A 17243-nucleotide genomic window follows, 5' to 3' on the forward strand; every position below is an offset into this window, starting at 1 on the left:
GTGTATGATATTTCGAATAGAATTGATTGATTTTATGTGAATGCAGCACATTATATATGACTATTCGTATACACTTTGTGTTCTCTCGCAGAATCTCAAAGTATAAACAATTAATCGACAGTCTCCCTACAACCGTTAGACTGTCGATCATAGGGATAGCGAGCTGCGTAGTTCTGCGATTATGCAGGAATTGCTCCGCAACAATGGCATTTTCCGCAAAATGCCTGCGGTAAAGCAGGTTTTGGAGCTGAATCTGCTCAAAAAGAGGGCTCCAGCCCAGAATGCCTGCAGATTCGCAGGATTGGATCACCCCCGATCCAAATACATCGGGCTCGCATCCCGCTGCTCAGCGGCGAATGTCGCCGCTGGCGCTCAGGCAGGCACAGCCCTCCGGCCTGCCTGCCTGGGCGCATGGCGAGCGGGCCGGGCCCGCGCTCGCCATGCAGCGCCGCCGCCCGAGGCGCGGCGCCAGCACAAACAAGCCTAGACCCCGGTTCCCGGCAACATGATACATGTTGGCCGAGCGTCAGTCAGGTCTAGGCCTCTTTGGCGTTGGGCGGCACAGCCCCCCAACGGTTAAGCGCAGGGGCTAGATCAGCCCCTGCAGTACCACCAGCGCCGCGACGGAAAGCGCGAGGCGGGTGACCGGCCACCGCACGTCCAGCGGGAGCTGCGGATCAAGAATGTGACGAATGCGCAGATTCATCGACGATTCGGCAAAAGACGCATGCGACATCGTGATCGGCCATGTCGTCTTCACGCGCAGCATTTTCAGCAGCGCACTGCCCAAATCCGCTGATTGGGCCATCTGCCCAATCGCGTATTTATCGGCGCGCAGCTCGATGAGAATCGGATACTTGCGCGCCATCCACGTAAACATGGGAATGTAGATCATCGCCTTCGAGAGGACGGTCAGCAGAAAAATCCCCAGCGGATCTCGATACCGTAAGTGACACTTCTCATGTTCGATCACGGCGTGCAGCTCGCTCTCCTCCAGCATGGCGATCAGACCTGTCGACAGCACGATGCGCGGCCGCCATAGCCCCACGGTCATCGCCAAAGGCGACGCATGCCGAATAATGCGCATTTGCTCCGGCCGAAGCCCATAAACGGCGGCAATCGAGCGGCTCTGCTCCGGCGCATGTAGCTTCCGGATGAATCTGCCTGCTTTGAAGGCGGCCCATGCATGCTGCGCGGATAGCCACACAATCGTGCCCCACGTCCCGGTAATGAGCACATTCACAAACACCATCGCGAAAGGCGCCGGCAGATGCAAATATTTAAAGACAATAAAGCACAAATCAAACAAATTGCGCGTCGGCCTCAGATGGAGGAGATGCCCGATCACATACTGCAGCATTTGCCAAAGCACTAGACCACTAACGACAAGAACTGCCGCGTACAGCCATTTGAATCGCGATTCCGTCATCGTTATCGATCCCTTTTCAAAAGTTTGATATGCGCTTCCAGTTGATCCAGCAGCTCCGGGTCGACCTTGTCCAGCGCATCCACCATATGGGTGACGGCCAGCGGACCGAATTGTTCGATCAGGTCGTACGTCAGCTCTTTCGACTGTGTCTCCATAAAGGCGTCTCTCGTGACGACCGGCTTGTATTTCGAAGAGCGGCTCTCCGCGTTTTTGCTTAAAATGCCCTTGTCCACTAATCGATTCATCACCGTCATCACCGTGTTGAAGTTCATAACTTTATCCTCATCCAATTTGAGCTGGACATCCTTAATCGTCAGCTCCGCCTCAGCCGACCACAGAACCTCCATAATCCGGGCCTCCAGCGGACCGAAAAAGCGGTTCAAGCCCGTTTCTTTCAGCTTAAAACTCTGCATTTTCATACGTACACGCTCCTAACTAATTAGATTGTAGAGGTGCCGCTGGGAGGAAGTCAAGCGCTGGTCGCGGTCTCGAAGTGATTATGAAGCATGCCAACCATCCCCCTTTGACAGGGAGAGAAAGAAGTCATATAATACTTACATAAAGTAAGTCGTTAAATAATATATAGCAAAGAGGTGCATAGATATGGCGATTCGCGTATTTTCTGTAGAGGAACAAGGCACTGGTGCTTTCGACGGCGGCAAGTTTGTAGAACAGCGTGCAATCTCTTTTCCCGGTGAAAAAACGGCCGTAGACCGGGTTGGCCCTTTATTTTACTGGGCATGGGGCAAAGCGTCTGACGTGTCGGAGATCGGCATGCATCCGCATAAAGCTTTTGAAATCGTCACGTACGTCATCGACGGTCTGGTCGAGCACCGTGACTCACTCGGGTCCCTGGAAACCGTAACGAACGGCGGCGCGCAGGTGATTCAAGCAGGCTCGGGCGTCTACCATGCCGAAGCGTTCCGTCGGGCCGGCAGCGAAGCCATGCAGATCTGGTTCGAGCCGCACTTGAGCCAATCCGGTAAAAAGCCGGCCACCTACCGCCAATATAACCACGAAGAGCTGCCAACGGCGCAAGTAGACGGGGTAACCGCCAAAACCGTGATCGGCAGTCAATCCCCAATTGCCATCGACGCTGACGTCCGCCTCTACGACTGGGAACTGGCGGCAGGAGCCGACTACAGCTACTCTCTGGAAGCAGGCCGCTCGCTGGCCTTCCTCGTCATCCGCGGCAGCGGCACCATTACCGGCGATGAGGAAACGGCGCTCTCGCACAAGGACTTTGTTGTGACAGAAGCGCCAGTGGAGGGCAAACCGCTTCTGTTCCAAGCGGCGGCAGACCAAGCATTGCGGCTGATTGCCATTGATGTGCCAACCGATCCCGGCTATCCGCTATACCGAAAATAATTGTGCACGGCAAAATTGACAACCACTCTCGTCCGCCATGTGCATGCATCCTGAGATGCAAAAAAACGCCTCCCTCTCCGCTTTCAAGCGGGAAGGGAGGCGTTTTGACGAAAAAAATCCTGCCCTACTCCAGGCAGTCCCGTTCTACCGGCTCTCCTTCGCGTATTGCGTCGGGGTCATGCCCTCACACCGCTTAAACACCCGGGTAAAATAATTCACATCATTGAAACCGACCATAAAAGCAATTTCCGTAATCGGGATGCCGCCCCGACGCAAATACAGCTTGGAGGCCTGCACCCGCTGCCGCTGAATATAATCGGTGAGCGCCATGCCCGTTTCCTGTTTGAATTTGCGTGACAGATGGGAAGCATTTACGTGAATCTCGTCCGCAATCTCCTGCAGCGACAAAGGCTTGGCCACATGGAAGTCAATATGGTTTATCGCCTGCTTGACCACGAGGCTGAAGCCCTGAGTGGACTTCTCACTAACGGCATCACAGTATTCCTCCAGCATGACTGTACTCATTTTTTTTAGCTGGGGCAGGTTGGCGGACCGTTCGATCGTGATCGAGAATTTCTCGGAGATATGGTGCAGATACACCGGGTGCAATCCGCCCCGCTCCGCGGCGATTCGGCACAGCGTGTTCAGCGTGATGAGCAAATTTTTGGTGGAACGGATCGGGCTTTCGGGAATGCGGTCCGGCAGTTGAAACAAGCTTCCCATCTCAGCCTGAAGCTTGCGTAACCCGGCCTTATCGCCGCGGGCAATGGCGTCCATCAGCTTTTTCTCATGGGCATACCGCGCCTCGATAATCGACAGATTGGCCGCAATATGGTTCTCCTGCTGCTCTTTGCTGAGCACCGGCTGAATCACCACAGGCGTCAGCAGCTCCGCGCTCCGATACGGATGACCGCACAGATTGACCAGAAGATCGCCCATCCGATTCGTCTCATTGGAGCCCACGACCATCAGGGATTGGTAGAACGCCTGAAGCTGTTTGCGCTCACTGACCGGAAGTTGATTGCGCACGATGATGTCGCTGATCCAATCAGAATCCGGCATGCCCGATAAATACGGTCCGACGAGCAGAAAACCTCCATACTGCCCCTCCCGCCATACCGCCGATGCGATATATTCCAACCCGTACACGTTGATATAGTACAAGCAGGTGGCCGGACTAGTTTCCTCCAACATCCCTCGAAGCGTCGGGTACATGCTGCCCGCAGGCTCCAGCGCCGCCGGGAGGAGATGATCGACAAGCTGCACGGCTGCTCGACCTTCCCGATCCACAAACCGGGTATCCATTTTTGTAAAATGGTGCACCAAATGCACCGTTTTCTGCATAAGCAAGGCTTCCATCGCGGCTTCTGACATCGGCACACCCTCCTCGTTTGTTCCGCTTTCATTCTGCCACCATCATAAAACTTTCCACTACCAACATGCAATAATTATGCTATTTCAAGCAAAATCGTGCGATTAAAAACATCGAAAATCATTTACGATTAGATCTGTAATCGTTTCCAACGCCATGATATGCACCACTTACTCTGTTAGAAAAGGATGATGTTCCCTATGCGAAAACAGATAAATATGAACGCCAACTGGACATTCACCAAGCAGGGCCAACCCGCTGCGCACGAGATTCCGTTTGATCCCCGCGGCTGGGAGTCCGTCAACCTCCCCCACACCTGGAACGCGATCGACGGTGCGAACGGCTTTGATTTTTACAAAGGTGCTTGCTGGTACCGCAAAACGTTCGCAGTCGACACGGCTGCGCAAGGCCAACGCGTTTACATCGAATTTGAAGGCGTCAACAGCATTGCGGACGTTTATGTGAACGGACAGCACCTTGGCCAGCACCGCGGCGGCTATTCGACGTTCCGCTTCGACATGACGGAGGCGCTGCAGATCGGCGGAGATAACGTACTCAGCGTCAAGGTCGACAACACCGTCGTGGACGATGTGTATCCGCAGATGGCCGATTTCACCTTTTTCGGCGGCATCTACCGCAATGTGAACATGATCGTCGTGAGCCCCGTTCATATCGATCTGATGGATTACGGCTCCAGCGGCGTGTATATCGTGCAGGAGCAAGTCACGAACGAGCGCGCGGCGCTGACCGTCAAGACCCAATTGGTCAACACCGACGATACGCCCAAAAAAGTGCGCCTCTGGACTACGATTACAGCCGCCGACGGCCAGGCCGTCGCCTATGCCGCAAGCGAAGCGGTACTGCCTGCCGGTACGACGCAAACCATAGCGCAGCCCGTTACCCTTGCACAGCCCCTGCTGTGGAACGGCCTCAAGCAGCCGCACCTCTATACCGCGAACGTGGCGATCATCAGCTATAACGATACGATTGACGAGCTGTCCATTCCATTCGGTGTCCGCTATTTCAGCGTCGATCCGGAGCAAGGCTTCTTCCTGAATGGGAAGCATCTGCCTCTGCACGGCGTATCCCGTCACCAGGACCGCAAAGATATGGGCTGGGCGATTACGTGCAAAGAGCATGACGAGGACATGGCGCTGATCCGTGAGGTCGGCGCAACGTCTATCCGACTCGCGCATTACCAGCATGACGCCTATTTCTACGACCTTTGCGACCGGGAAGGCATGGTTGTGTGGGCAGAAATTCCTTTCATCTCCGTCATGTCGAAGCACGAGCTGGAAGGACTAAACGCTAAGCAGCAAATGATCGAACTGATCCGGCAAAATTACAACCATCCGTCCATCGTCTTCTGGGGCATTCAAAATGAAATTCAGATCGGCGGCGATTCACCCGCACTCCGCAAGCTCGTCAGCGAGCTGAACGAACTGACAAAGCAGGAGGACCCGACCCGCCTCTCGACCATGGCGAACGTAATGTTCGTCGAGGATACCGATCCATACAACTACGTTACCGATGTGATCGGGTATAACAAATATTACGGCTGGTACAACGGGAAGGCAGAGGATTTTGCCGCGTGGATCGATGGTTTTCACCGGGTCAATCCCGGCGTGAAGCTGAGCATTTCGGAGTATGGGGCCGAGGGCATTATCGAATATCACAATACCGATCCGAAGGTCAAAGATTACTCCGAAGAATATCACGCGCTGTACCACGAGACCGTGTGGAACATTTTTGCCGCCAGACCGTTTCTGTGGGGCACTTATGTGTGGAACATGTTCGACTTCGGGGCCAACATCCGCGATGAGGGCGGCGTGAAGGGCCGCAACAACAAAGGGCTTGTCACCTACGACCGCAAAATCAAAAAAGACGCCTTCTACCTTTACAAGGCGCACTGGTCTGCGGAGAAATTCGCGCACATCGCCAGCAAACGATACATCGACCGCCCGGATGAACGGATTGCGGTCAAAGTGTACTCAAACTGCGAGTACGTAACACTCTACGTCAATGGCGCCAAGGCAGCGGTGATGACCGGCGGCCAGCGGGTATTCGTTTTCCCGGATGTCGCTTTGACGAGCGGGTTGAACGAAATCAAAGTCGAAGCGGTAGCTAACGGACTCGCCTATAAAGATACCGCTTGGTTCCAGCTGGTCGCGGAGGCCAATCCGAGCTATGAAGCGCCGGAAGAAAAAGGCGGCTTCGTGCAGAACTGGTTCCAGGTGCCCGAGCTGACGCATATCACCGTCGAGGAGCTGGTTATTACCGATGACGTTTTCTCCACGCGCTGCTCGATGGGCGAAATGATGGAGCACGCAGAAGCGCGCGCCATTCTAGAAAAATACTTAGGCAACTTCGCCGAGCACCCAATGTTCGGCATGACCAAGGGCATGAAGATTGACATGCTCGCTTCGATGGCCGCCGATCTGTTCACGGAGACGCTCATGTATGCCATGAATAAGGAATTAACTGCGATTCGGAAGCCTGCCGCTTCCCCTGCATCCTGATTTCCCTTTCTGCTTTTCGCGGCTAGACAGGTGAAGCCTCAAGCCTCGCTTGTCTCCCGCAGGACGGGGGCTACCGATACATCAAGAACAATTTGGAGGGGTTCTTTATGAACACAGCGCCGGAAATTAAGTTCGGACAGGCCGCAACAACTGCAACCGACATTCGCAATTTTGGATTGCGGGATCAAATCGGCTATTTGTTCGGCGATTTTGGAAACGATTTCTTTTTCATTCTGGTCAGTTCATTTCTCATGGTGTATTACACGGATATTTTCCACATTAGCGCAGGCACGGTCGGTTTGCTTTTCCTCATTGCCCGGGTCTGGGACGCGGTGGCCGACATCACTTGGGGCCGGTTCATCGATACACGCAAGCCGAGCAGGCACGGCAAATTCAAGCCCTGGATCCTGCGGATGTCGTTCCCCTTGGTCATTTCCGGCGTCCTGATGTTCATCCATATTCCCGGCATGTCCGGCGGGTTCTATCTCCCTTACGCGTTCGTGACCTACATTCTGTGGGGCACACTGTACAGCACCGTGAACATCCCGTACGGCTCCATGGCGTCCTTCATCACGGGCGATCCAGTGGAGCGCACTTCGCTGTCCACGTTCCGCACCATGGGCGCGATCTTCGCCAGCTTGATCGTCAACGTCGCGGGCCCCCTGATTCTATTCGTGAACAACAAGGCGGATGCGAACCATTTTATGCTGGGCGCCCTGCTGTTCGGCCTGCTCTCGATCTCCTGCTACATCGCCTGTTACAAGCTATCCACCGAACGCATTCAATCGACGGAAGCACAGCTGGCGCAGATGAACTTGAAGACGACGCTGAAAGGGATGGGGCGAAATAAACCGCTGCTCTCAATTCTTCTGATCTCCCTGCTCTTCCTCATGCTGACGATGCTGACCGGGGCGGTGAATGTGTATCTGTACAAAAATTATTTTGGCAGCGCATCCATGCTCAGCCTCGTAGGTCTGCTTCAGGCGGTCATCATCCTGATTGCAATTCCGCTCGCCAAGCCGCTGGTCGCCCGCTTCGGCAAAAAAGAAATCGCCGCAAGCGGCATGCTGCTCGCCGGCGCCGTCTATCTGCTGCTGGCCGCGTTCCCCGGCATCTCCGTCACAGGCTTCGTCGCTCTCTCCTCCGTCGGGACGCTCGGCATGGCCTTCTTCAACCTCGTGGTCTGGGCGTTCGTAACGGACGTCATCGATTACCATGAGGTTGTGACCGGCTTACGCGAGGACGGAACGGTGTACTCCGTCTACTCCTTTGCCCGCAAGCTCGGGCAGGCCATTGCCGGTGGCATCGGCGGTTTCGCCCTCGGCGCCGTGGGCTATAACGCTGCGGCTCAGACGCAAACGCAGGCCGCGCTGGACGGTATTTACCGGCTGTGCACGCTGGTACCCGGGATCGTATACTTGATCCTGTTCTTGCTGCTCGTGTTCACCTACCCGCTGAACAAGCAGCGGACACTAGCGATGACCGCTGAACTGGCTTCCAAACGGCATCAAGCCTAAGCAGTACGTAATACCCCCGCGGCAATGGAGCTCTGTGCTCCGCCACGGGGGTATTTCTGCGATCCGGGCCTGCACCTAGAAATCGTTGTCATCCTCATCCCATTTTCGGGAATAGTCTTTCTTCGTGACCCAGATCGTCAATACCATACGAAAACGCTTCCCTACTGTCAGTCGAATTTCTATTGCTATTTCAGCCGAAAGAGCGGGATGGACAAGATCTCCTTTAGTCGTGCTTGGCTTCCTGGCATAGTACGGTTTGACCGTCGTATACGCCTCCGTAAGTAGGAGACAATGTCAAAAACATCTGGACATATTCGCTGTCAAACTGAGTGCCACTATGGAGCAGCAGTTCCTCCTCCGCATCCTGAAAAGGCATTCCTTTACGGTAGGGACGGTCAGAAACCATACTATCAAAGGAATCGACAATGCCACAAATCTGAGCCAGTGCGGGAATATCCCTGCCGCTCAGGCCGAGAGGATAGCCTTTGCCGTTCAAGCGTTCGTGATGGAAATGGATGATGTCAACAATCTCTGGCTCTACTTCGTAATCGTGAAGTGTTTGCGCGCCCAAATATGTGTGCTGCTGCATGATCTTCCATTCATGAGGACTCAGTGCCGACTTTTTGGTTAAAATATACTTAGGAACTAACATTTTCCCTACATCATGCAAACATCCCCCAAGAAGTAGCCACTCGGCTTGCTTCTCATCCAGTTGCAATGGAGCTGCCATTGCCGCACACAACTTCCCAACTCTCACACTATGCTCATACGTATTCAGATCTTTTTTCAGCAGTTGCTCCATCACGTCTTTGTACAGCCGATCCTCCACGAGCATCTTCTCCTTTCATCCTACAGCCTGGCGCAAGAAGTGATACATTCAATTCCTCCTCACTGAATTTTCAATGAGTGAGCATTTCTGCTTGCTTTATCTCTGCTCGAAACGATGATTGAATTTTCATTACATCCAAATCATGGTACAGTGAAGATTCGCACAATTATCGTTGTTCGAATCATTCAGGGAGGAAAAGGCGAGTCATGTTAATTACCGGTATGATTTCTCGGCAATTGGTCGAAACTCACAACAATGGAAACTACTCTAACGATCAGATCGTCAATATGTTTTTCGCAGCTTATCCACGTTCTAAGTACACGGTACGCAATTATCGAAGTGCCTTTAACAAATTTCGCAATTTTATCGGGGACAAGTCTTTTAACGAGGTGACCTGGAAAGAGGTGGAGATCTACAAAATCGGACTCATGGAGGGACTTTTAGGCAAACAAAACAAACCGAAAGCTCCAGCAACTGTTGCTATTCATATAGCGCCTTTACGTACATTGTATAAGTGGGGAAGCGACTCCAATATCGGCCTATTCCGACACAATCCACTGACCAGTGTCCGGACACCCAAAATATCGGTCACAAGCAAGAACAATTACTTGACCAAACGTGAGGTTATTCGCCTTTGTGAGCAATTGAAAAAACAAGGTCAACGTGAATACTTGATCGGATTAACCTTAGTCTTGCTCGGTCTCCGGGTATCCGAACTGGTTGCTATGGAATGGGGGCACTTTCATACCGACCCTGAAGAAAGTTCGATTTGGCTGACGGTTTACGGAAAAGGCGAAAAACAACGTGAAGTGAAAATACCTCAATTGCTTTGGAGTTTATTCACGAAGCACTTCCCCCAACTCACACAAAAGTCTGCAGCGACAAACAAAAAGATATTTCCCTTATCCGTCAGGCGCATTGAAAAGATGATTCAAACAGCACGCGAGCAGTGCGGATTAGAAAAAAAGGTTACTCCTCACTGGCTGAGACATACCAACGCAACCCTGGCGCTGCTAAGCGGAGCAACTTTGCAGCAAGTTCAAGAGTCATTGGGGCATTCGCATATCAACACTACCCAACGTTACCTGCATACCGTGCAACAAATTGAAAAAGCTGCTCCCGATTTTGTGGAAAACAGCTTGAAAGATAGTTTATAGTCGTTTCCTGGGGCGTGCCTTTAGACTATACCCAGAAATTTTATAAAGTCTAGCAGATGATCCGAGCAAACTTCCAGAGTCATAGGTCACTTGAATTGTCTGGTAAAATTTAGTATAATCCACAATGTCGGATTATTGTAGAATTAAATCACAGTATGAAGGATTTTCATAGAATATGTCGAACAACGATAATTGTGCGAATCTTACTTTACTATACTTCCATTTATGAGCATTCCCCATAACATAGCTTTAGTATAACTGGTCTATTGCCTCTTATAACTCGGGCAATATACTCAAAATCGCACTTGCTCTGGCGACTCGCCGTCCTAGTCTATATGCCCCACACATGTCAAATACCCCCGCGGTGGGGCGCTATATCCTGCGCTCCGCCACGAGGGTATTTTGCTGTCCGAACTAGAGTCTAGAAATCGTTGTCATCCTCATCCCATTTTCGGGAATAGGCCTTCTTCGTGACCCAGATCGTCAACCCGATTACGATGAGAATTGTAATAATGCTTAGAATAATCGTCAATACCATACGATAAACGCTCCCCTACTGTCTGTCCGAATCTTCTACCACCTATTGTAGCAAAGTTGAGCGACTATGGCACCCCGGCATCGTCCAACCTGCTTCACTCAAACAGCGCCATCTGCTCCGGAGGCTCAGGCGGCAGTTCCTTGCAGGCCTGCCCCAGCATCGCCATGAGCTGACGTGCATTCGCGGCGGCGTCGCCGCCGGAGTTGTTGTTGAAAATAACGCACAACTCTTTGCTCTCCCGCTGCAGCTTCTCCAGACGTTCTTTCCACGCCAGCAGCTCCTCTTGGCTGTACTTGTACAAATACCGCACCGCGCGCCAGTTGTCCTGCCCGTTGTTCGTCCACCCCGGCGCATTCCGCCCGTGGAAACGGACCACCGTCAGTGCCGGGTGCGTCGCCTCCGGCACAATCGGCACCGAGCCCGGCAGCACCTGCGGCTCGTCGCAGACGCTGTGCGCCCAGCCCTCGTCCTGCATAAACTGCAAGGTTCGCTCCTGCATGTCAGGCTCGAACCAGCTCTGGTGCCGGAACTCCAGCGCGAGCGGCACATCGCCCATCCGCCGCTTCGCGGCGCGCACGATCTGCACGTGCTCCCGCTTGCAGTCAAACCAGGGCGGGTACTGGAACAGTACCGCCATCAATTTCCCCGCGTCGATCATCGGCTGAATCGACGCCCGGAAGTTCCTAAACAGATCCGCCATGTCTTCGTCCGAATACTTCATCTGCGACTGCCCCGTCATGCCTTGGAAGGCTTTCACCAGAAAGGTAAAATCAGAGCTCGTCTCAGCTGCCCATTTCTCAAACAACTCGGGCTTATGAATCGCATAGTACGAACTGTCGACTTCCACCGTTTTAAAATAGCGATTATACGTTCTCAGCTTATCCGGCTGGCGAATCCCCGGGCCATAGATCAGGTCGTGATCGCCCCAGCCGCTAAGGCCTATCTTTATCATTTACGCTCCGATCCACAGCACCAGCTTAGACCCGGCTCTCCACCGGTACCCAGTTCGTGACGCCGTTATCTTCAATAATACCGATGGTCACGTCGGTAATATCCGGGTCAAGCAGCAGCTTGTCGCGGATGCGGAACTTAATATCGTCGGCATCCGCCAGCGATAATCCGCGCTTCAATTCGATCAAGCCCTCCACATGATAGTAACGGCCTTCCTGCAGCACACGCAGCTGGTAAATGTCTGTGACCAGTTCATCTCCAAGGATCAACTGTGCAACCTTCGCTTCAACATCCGGAGGGGCGGCCACGCCGATCAGACCGACCATATTATCATACCCGACACGGAAGGCCACGCCGACCATGAGGAAACCGATGAGCATCGTTGCAAGTCCGTCGAACACGGCAAGATCCGTGAACGTGGTCACAACGACTGCAATCAAAGCCAACAACGAGCCGGTCGTCGCGACCAAGTCTTCATAGAACACAAGGCGCGTTGGGGGCGCAGCACGTTTGACATTACGAAAAGCGCCGGCGACCACCGCCAACCCTTTCGCCTCATTGCGAGACTCGTGCACGATCTCTTTCATCGCTTTCACGAGCACATAGCCGTCAACAAGAATGGAAAGGACCAGCACGACAAAATTCAAAATAAAGCCCGACGTATGCTTCACAGGATGCCCGATTAAATGAATGCCTTCCTTAATGGTCTCATAGGCCATGACGGTGACGACAATCACGGCGACCATACAAAATATATTAATAACCCGCCCAAATCCTGTCGGGAAACGGCGTGTCGGTTTCTTCTCCGCAAGAACGCTCCCGACAAAAACAAAAGCCTGATTAATCGCATCGGCGATCGAATGCATCGTAGAGGCGAACATCGCGCCATTGCCTGTGAGCACGGCCGCGACCCCTTTGACGATCGCAATAAACGTGTTGCCAATGGCCGCGGCCATCGACGAGGTGTTACCTTTTTTAACTAATTGCCAAAACCTTTCCTGCTCGGATTCCATCTGAATGATACTACCTCCTGTTATTTGTTATGACAACTAAATACGAGTGCGCACCTGAAAAGTTTCATCCGGCGCCGGCTACGTCTGAACCGACTGGCGGAACCTTGCTACGGCCTCGCTGCTGCCGCTAAGCAGCAACCGGTCGCCCAAGCGAATCTCGGTCGTGCCGTGCGGAATCAAATACGATTCCCCCCGATAGATGCGCAGAATCAGCACATTCTCCAAGTTCGGGAGCTGGTGCAGCAGCGTGGTGCGATACGGCAGATGGTCGATTTTCACCTCGAAAATCGTGCCTTCCTCCTCCGTCAGCAGCTTCAGCGCCCCCGGGCTGTCGATCAAAGCCCGCAGAACCGTCCGCGCTGCGTACAACGTGGAGAACACTTCGAAGCCCTCGCCCGTCATCTCGGCCTGCTTGTCCGGCGCCTCGACGCGAACCAGCACCCGCTTGCCGCTGCCTGCCTGAAGCAGCTTGGCGAGCCTGCAGTTCAATTCGTCATCCGCCGTTGCGAAAACGATCGTATCTGCCTCAAAGGCCCCGCTCGCCAGCAGTGTCTCCGTCTGCAGATCGCTCACATGATGGATCGCCCCGGGCATCTCCTCTCCTTCGCCGCCTGCTGCGTCACCACCGGAAGCGGTGTACACCTTGACGCGGTATAAATCCTCCCCTGCCAAGTCCTGCGCCACCGGCTTAGAGATATGATTCAGCCCGATGATGGTAATCGTTTTTTTAGCCTCTTCCGGTTTAGGCGAGATCTTGTTATAGACCACAGGAAACACGATGCAGCTAAGAATCGCCACCAGAATGAGCGCACCGTGAAAGGTGGCATCGATCATCTTCAGATCGAGCGCAAGCGTCGCCGCCGCGATCACAAGGCTCAGCTTGGAGGAGAGCAGGATGCTTGAGCTCATCACTTCGCGCCATGAATACCAACGCTTCAACAGCAGCATTGGCAGCCATTTGGCGGCAAACATCAGCACGAGCAGAATGGGGATCGTGAGAAGCACCCGCGCATCGGTCAGCAGCGGTCTAAGTTCAAGCTTCGCGCCGATCATCACGAAGAAAATCGGAATCAGAAAGCCGTAGCCGAACGATTCCAGCTGATGCACGAATTCCTTCTTCGGGCGCAACAGCGACACGATTGTACCGGCCAGGAAAGCGCCCAAAATATTTTCCACGCCCAGGCTCTCCGAAAGAAACACAATCATGAGAATGAGCGCAAAAATGGCCCTTGTACCGAACTGGATCGAGCTGCGTCCCAGAATTTGAAATACCTTGCCCGAGACAAGCTTGCGCACGATGAAGAAGATCGCGACTACGATCAGGAAGAAAAGGATCAGCAGCAGCATTTTCGACATATTGCGTGACAGCAGGCTGACATAGAACGCAAGCAGAATCATCGTAAAGAAATCCGCCAGCACCGTGATGAGCAGCAGCGTCTGCCCCAGATCGGTTTGCAGCAGCTTTCGCTCCTTTAAGACAGGTACGACAACACCTAACGAAATCGTCGAGATGATCAATGTCGTCAAGAACACGCGATTGACCAGACCGAACCAGAGGAGCCCCCATGCGAACAGACCGGAGAACAGGAAAATGCCCATGAAAATCGTAATGGCAACGACCAGCGGGCTGAACCCTGGCTTTCCGCCTGAGCCTGAGCTTTTCTTCAGAAAGGACGTGAAGTCGATTTCAAGTCCGCTCAAGAACATCAAATAAATAAATCCAAGCAGTGACAGCAGCTCTAGCCATGCATCGTTGCCGACAAGCTGAAAACCGCTTTTGCCGATGATAAGCCCCGCGACAATTTCCGCGACGACAACAGGGATAATCCGTAGTCTAAGCTGGTACAGCAGAATCGGTACCAGAAATGAAATGGCGACCACTAGAATGAGACTGCCCAGAGAACCGTTGCCATGCTCCATGGTTCCACCTTCTTTCCGACGGATTCCAGGCGACAGATTTTCCCATGTCACCTCGGTTTGTCCTGTGATTTTACCCAAATAAGCGCGAATTTTCAAATAGATTCAGAATGCCTCTTGTTTTTTATATCGCGCCTTGATATACTCACGCTACGATATATCGCCACACGATATAACGAATTGCGATGCAAGACGAGGAGCCTCCTATGAGCCAAAGTAAACTGTATCAACAATACTTGCCCATGTCGGAAACTGCCTACTATATATTGCTTTCATTGACCGAAATTCGCCACGGGTACGGCATTATCCAATTTGTCGAGGAACTGACTGGAGGCCGGATTCGTCTAGGCCCCGGAACGATCTACGGCAGTCTCTCCCGCATGGAGAAGGATAAGTTGATCAAAGCAGTCGCCGAGGAAGACCGGCGCAAGCTGTATCAGATTACTCCAAGCGGAATTGAACTGCTTAAGCTGGAAATCGCGCGGCTCAAAGAGCTCTACGAAAACTCGAAAATTCTGGAGGGGTATGGAGATGAGTGACATCAAGCACGTGTTCAAATGGTGGAACGCAGGCAGGTGCGAACGCATCGAGCGGTGGCTCGAAGAAATGGAGTTGCAGGGCTGGCATCTGGATGACATCGACCGTATGGGAACCCGCTTCCGCTTCAAGCGCGGGGAGCCGCGCAAGATGAGCTACTGCGCCGATTTTCAAAGCCGGAAAGACCCGAACTACATTCGGATCTGCGAGGATGCCGGCTGGCGGCAGTATTATTTCGGCAGCGGCTGGTATATTTGGGGTACCCCCTATGAGGGGGCCAAGCCTGCGCTGTTTACCGACAACGACTCGCTTATCGAACGCAACAATCGGCTGATCGGTCTGTTAGCCTGTGTGCTTGCCGCACAAGTGCCCATGTTTATCATGAATTGGGACCGCCCTGCTTTCTTATATTTCCTCATCATCTACATTCCTGTGCTGGCGCTGATTGCCGGAACGCTCATTCAACTGGCTGCCGCCAACAAACGGCTGAAAAGCAAGAAAAACGGGTTGTAGGCACTTTCCGTCATATAAAAAAGAGCCTTGAGCATACACGCTCCTGGCTCTTTTCAACCTTATAGCACACTTCGCTTACAGTCCTGCCTGCTGCACCAACTTCGTACTCTCCTCGTTCAGCCCGACAAGCTTGACGCCGATGCCCAGCGCCTGATATTTCTGCACGACCTTGGTGATCGCCGTCACCGCTGAATGGTCCCACACGTGGGAACCGCTGAAATCAATGATAACCCGATCAGGATCATCTTTGAACGCAAACAAATCCACAAAATGGCTCATCGTGCCGAAGAACAACTGCCCCGTTATGCGATACACCTTCGCCCCTTGCGGGTCGATGTGCGTAAGGGCTTTGATCTTCGCCGATTTCCACCCAAATGTCAGTGCGCTGAGCACGACGCCAGAGATCACGCCGATCGCGAGATTCGACGTCGCGACAACGATCGCCACCGTCACGACCATAACGAGGGCGTCGCTGCGCGGGATTTTGCCCAGTGTCCGCAGGGAATGCCAGTCGAACGTACCTACCGACACCATGACCATCACCCCGACAAGCGCCGCCATCGGAATTTGCTTCACGACACTGCCCGCCACCAAAATCAAGAACAGCAGGAACACGCCCGCCACGAACGTCGACAGCCGCGCGCGGCCGCCGGACTTGACGTTAATGACGGTTTGTCCGATCATCGCGCAGCCGGCCATACCGCCGAAGAAGCCGGTGATGATATTGGCAACGCCTTGGCCGCGCACCTCTTTGTTTTTATCGCTTTTCGTCTCGGTCATCTCATCCACGATGGTAGCCGTCATCAGCGACTCTGTAATGCCCACGACCGCCAAAGCCAACGAGAATGGCAGGATGTGGCCAAGCAGTGCCCAGGACAAGGTAAGGTCCGGAATGTGAAAAAACGGCGGCGCCTGCGTAATATCACCCATATCGCCGACGGTACGCAAATCCAGATGGAACGCGACCGAGAGAATCGTCATCACAATGATGGCGACCAGGGCCGATGGCACTGCCTTGGTAACAAGCGGCAGCAGATACACAATCGCCAGCGTACCCGCGACCATCAGATACATGACCCAGTTGGCCCCGACGAAGTTCGGAAGCTGCGCCATAAAGATGATGATTGCGAGCGCATTGACGAACCCGGTCACGACGGAATGGGGAATAAACGTAATAAAACGGCCGAACTTCAACAAACCCATCACATATTGAATGATGCCGGTCAAAATCGTCGCAGCAAACAGCGTTTCCAGCCCGTATTTGGCCATGATCGGCCCCATCAGTGAGGCCATTGCACCCGTTGCGGCGGAAATCATGCCGGAGCGGCCTCCGATGAATGAGATCGTCACCGCGATGACGAAGGAGGCATACAGCCCGACCATAGGGTCAACTCCGGCAAGCAGCGAGAACGCAATCGCTTCCGGAATCAGGGCGAACGCCACCGTCATCCCCGCCAGCACGTCTTTGCGCACGTTGGAGAACCAGGCGATTTTCAATTTGTCGTATAACAAAACATAGTCAACTCCTCTAGCTGTCAAATTGGGTGACTTTCCACTCTCAGAAAAGTCGGGGCCGATATGAA

At 53.3% G+C, this 17243-nt stretch carries 14 protein-coding genes; 6 read left to right on the top strand and 8 right to left on the bottom strand.

The features are described from left to right. Positions 1-589: 589 nt before the first annotated feature. Positions 590-1429, bottom strand: coding sequence for a M56 family metallopeptidase (locus ABE504_RS29145; protein ID WP_430095630.1), 840 nt, complete (start codon positions 1427-1429; stop codon positions 590-592). Positions 1430-1431: 2 nt separating this feature from the next. Continuing rightward, positions 1432-1848, bottom strand: a complete 417-nt coding sequence (locus ABE504_RS29150; RefSeq protein ID WP_430095633.1) for a BlaI/MecI/CopY family transcriptional regulator — start codon at positions 1846-1848, stop codon at positions 1432-1434. Between the two features lie 184 nt (positions 1849-2032). On the opposite strand from ABE504_RS29150, the gene ABE504_RS29155 reads away from it, so the two are divergent. Further along, complete coding sequence (locus tag ABE504_RS29155) at positions 2033-2797, top strand: pirin family protein (RefSeq protein ID WP_430095636.1); 765 nt, start codon at positions 2033-2035, stop codon at positions 2795-2797. A 144-nt stretch (positions 2798-2941) separates the two neighbouring features. Here the strand turns inward: ABE504_RS29155 and ABE504_RS29160 are convergent, their stop codons facing one another. Beyond that, the gene (locus ABE504_RS29160; RefSeq protein WP_430095639.1) at positions 2942-4171 is read right to left on the bottom strand and encodes a helix-turn-helix transcriptional regulator; all 1230 of its coding nucleotides are present in this window, start codon (positions 4169-4171) and stop codon (positions 2942-2944) included. Positions 4172-4369: 198 nt separating this feature from the next. Between ABE504_RS29160 and ABE504_RS29165 the strand changes: the two genes are divergently transcribed. Together ABE504_RS29165 and ABE504_RS29170 are read left to right on the top strand one after the other, a co-directional pair. Beyond that, positions 4370-6688 carry a glycoside hydrolase family 2 TIM barrel-domain containing protein gene (locus ABE504_RS29165; protein WP_430095642.1) on the top strand — a complete coding sequence of 773 codons (2319 nt, stop codon included), beginning with the start codon at positions 4370-4372 and terminating at the stop codon, positions 6686-6688. A gap of 107 nt (positions 6689-6795) precedes the next feature. Further along, positions 6796-8205: an MFS transporter gene (locus tag ABE504_RS29170; RefSeq protein WP_430095644.1), complete on the top strand. Its 1410-nt coding sequence runs from the start codon at positions 6796-6798 to the stop codon at positions 8203-8205. Positions 8206-8428: 223 nt separating this feature from the next. Here ABE504_RS29170 and ABE504_RS29175 read toward each other — a convergent pair whose 3' ends face one another. Continuing rightward, positions 8429-9034, bottom strand: coding sequence for an HD-GYP domain-containing protein (locus ABE504_RS29175; RefSeq protein ID WP_430095647.1), 606 nt, complete (start codon positions 9032-9034; stop codon positions 8429-8431). A 206-nt stretch (positions 9035-9240) separates the two neighbouring features. Here ABE504_RS29175 and ABE504_RS29180 point away from each other — a divergent pair, with 206 nt between their 5' ends. Beyond that, on the top strand, positions 9241-10191 hold the full coding sequence (locus ABE504_RS29180; RefSeq protein ID WP_430095650.1) for a tyrosine-type recombinase/integrase: 951 nt from the start codon (positions 9241-9243) through the stop codon (positions 10189-10191). Between the two features lie 632 nt (positions 10192-10823). On the opposite strand, the gene ABE504_RS29185 is transcribed toward ABE504_RS29180, so the two are convergent. The 3 genes from ABE504_RS29185 to ABE504_RS29195 form a co-directional block, all read right to left on the bottom strand. Beyond that, on the bottom strand, positions 10824-11681 hold the full coding sequence (locus ABE504_RS29185) for a DUF72 domain-containing protein (RefSeq protein ID WP_430095653.1): 858 nt from the start codon (positions 11679-11681) through the stop codon (positions 10824-10826). Positions 11682-11706: 25 nt separating this feature from the next. Continuing rightward, complete coding sequence (locus ABE504_RS29190) at positions 11707-12693, bottom strand: cation diffusion facilitator family transporter (protein WP_430095656.1); 987 nt, start codon at positions 12691-12693, stop codon at positions 11707-11709. 78 nt (positions 12694-12771) lie between these two features. After that, positions 12772-14613 (bottom strand): cation:proton antiporter, encoded by a 1842-nt coding sequence (locus ABE504_RS29195; RefSeq protein ID WP_430095659.1) that lies wholly within the window; start codon positions 14611-14613, stop codon positions 12772-12774. Positions 14614-14816: 203 nt separating this feature from the next. Here ABE504_RS29195 and ABE504_RS29200 point away from each other — a divergent pair, with 203 nt between their 5' ends. Together ABE504_RS29200 and ABE504_RS29205 are read left to right on the top strand one after the other, a co-directional pair. Next, positions 14817-15149, top strand: a complete 333-nt coding sequence (locus ABE504_RS29200) for a PadR family transcriptional regulator (protein WP_430095662.1) — start codon at positions 14817-14819, stop codon at positions 15147-15149. Next, positions 15142-15660: a DUF2812 domain-containing protein gene (locus ABE504_RS29205; protein WP_430095665.1), complete on the top strand. Its 519-nt coding sequence runs from the start codon at positions 15142-15144 to the stop codon at positions 15658-15660. The genes ABE504_RS29200 and ABE504_RS29205 overlap by 8 nt, the downstream gene beginning before the upstream one ends. 75 nt (positions 15661-15735) lie before the next feature. Here ABE504_RS29205 and ABE504_RS29210 read toward each other — a convergent pair whose 3' ends face one another. Further along, complete coding sequence (locus tag ABE504_RS29210) at positions 15736-17172, bottom strand: SulP family inorganic anion transporter (RefSeq protein WP_430095667.1); 1437 nt, start codon at positions 17170-17172, stop codon at positions 15736-15738. Positions 17173-17243 lie beyond the last annotated feature (71 nt).

The organism is Paenibacillus oryzisoli (assembly GCF_050467285.1).
Taxonomy (GTDB): domain Bacteria; phylum Bacillota; class Bacilli; order Paenibacillales; family NBRC-103111; genus Paenibacillus_E; species Paenibacillus_E oryzisoli_A.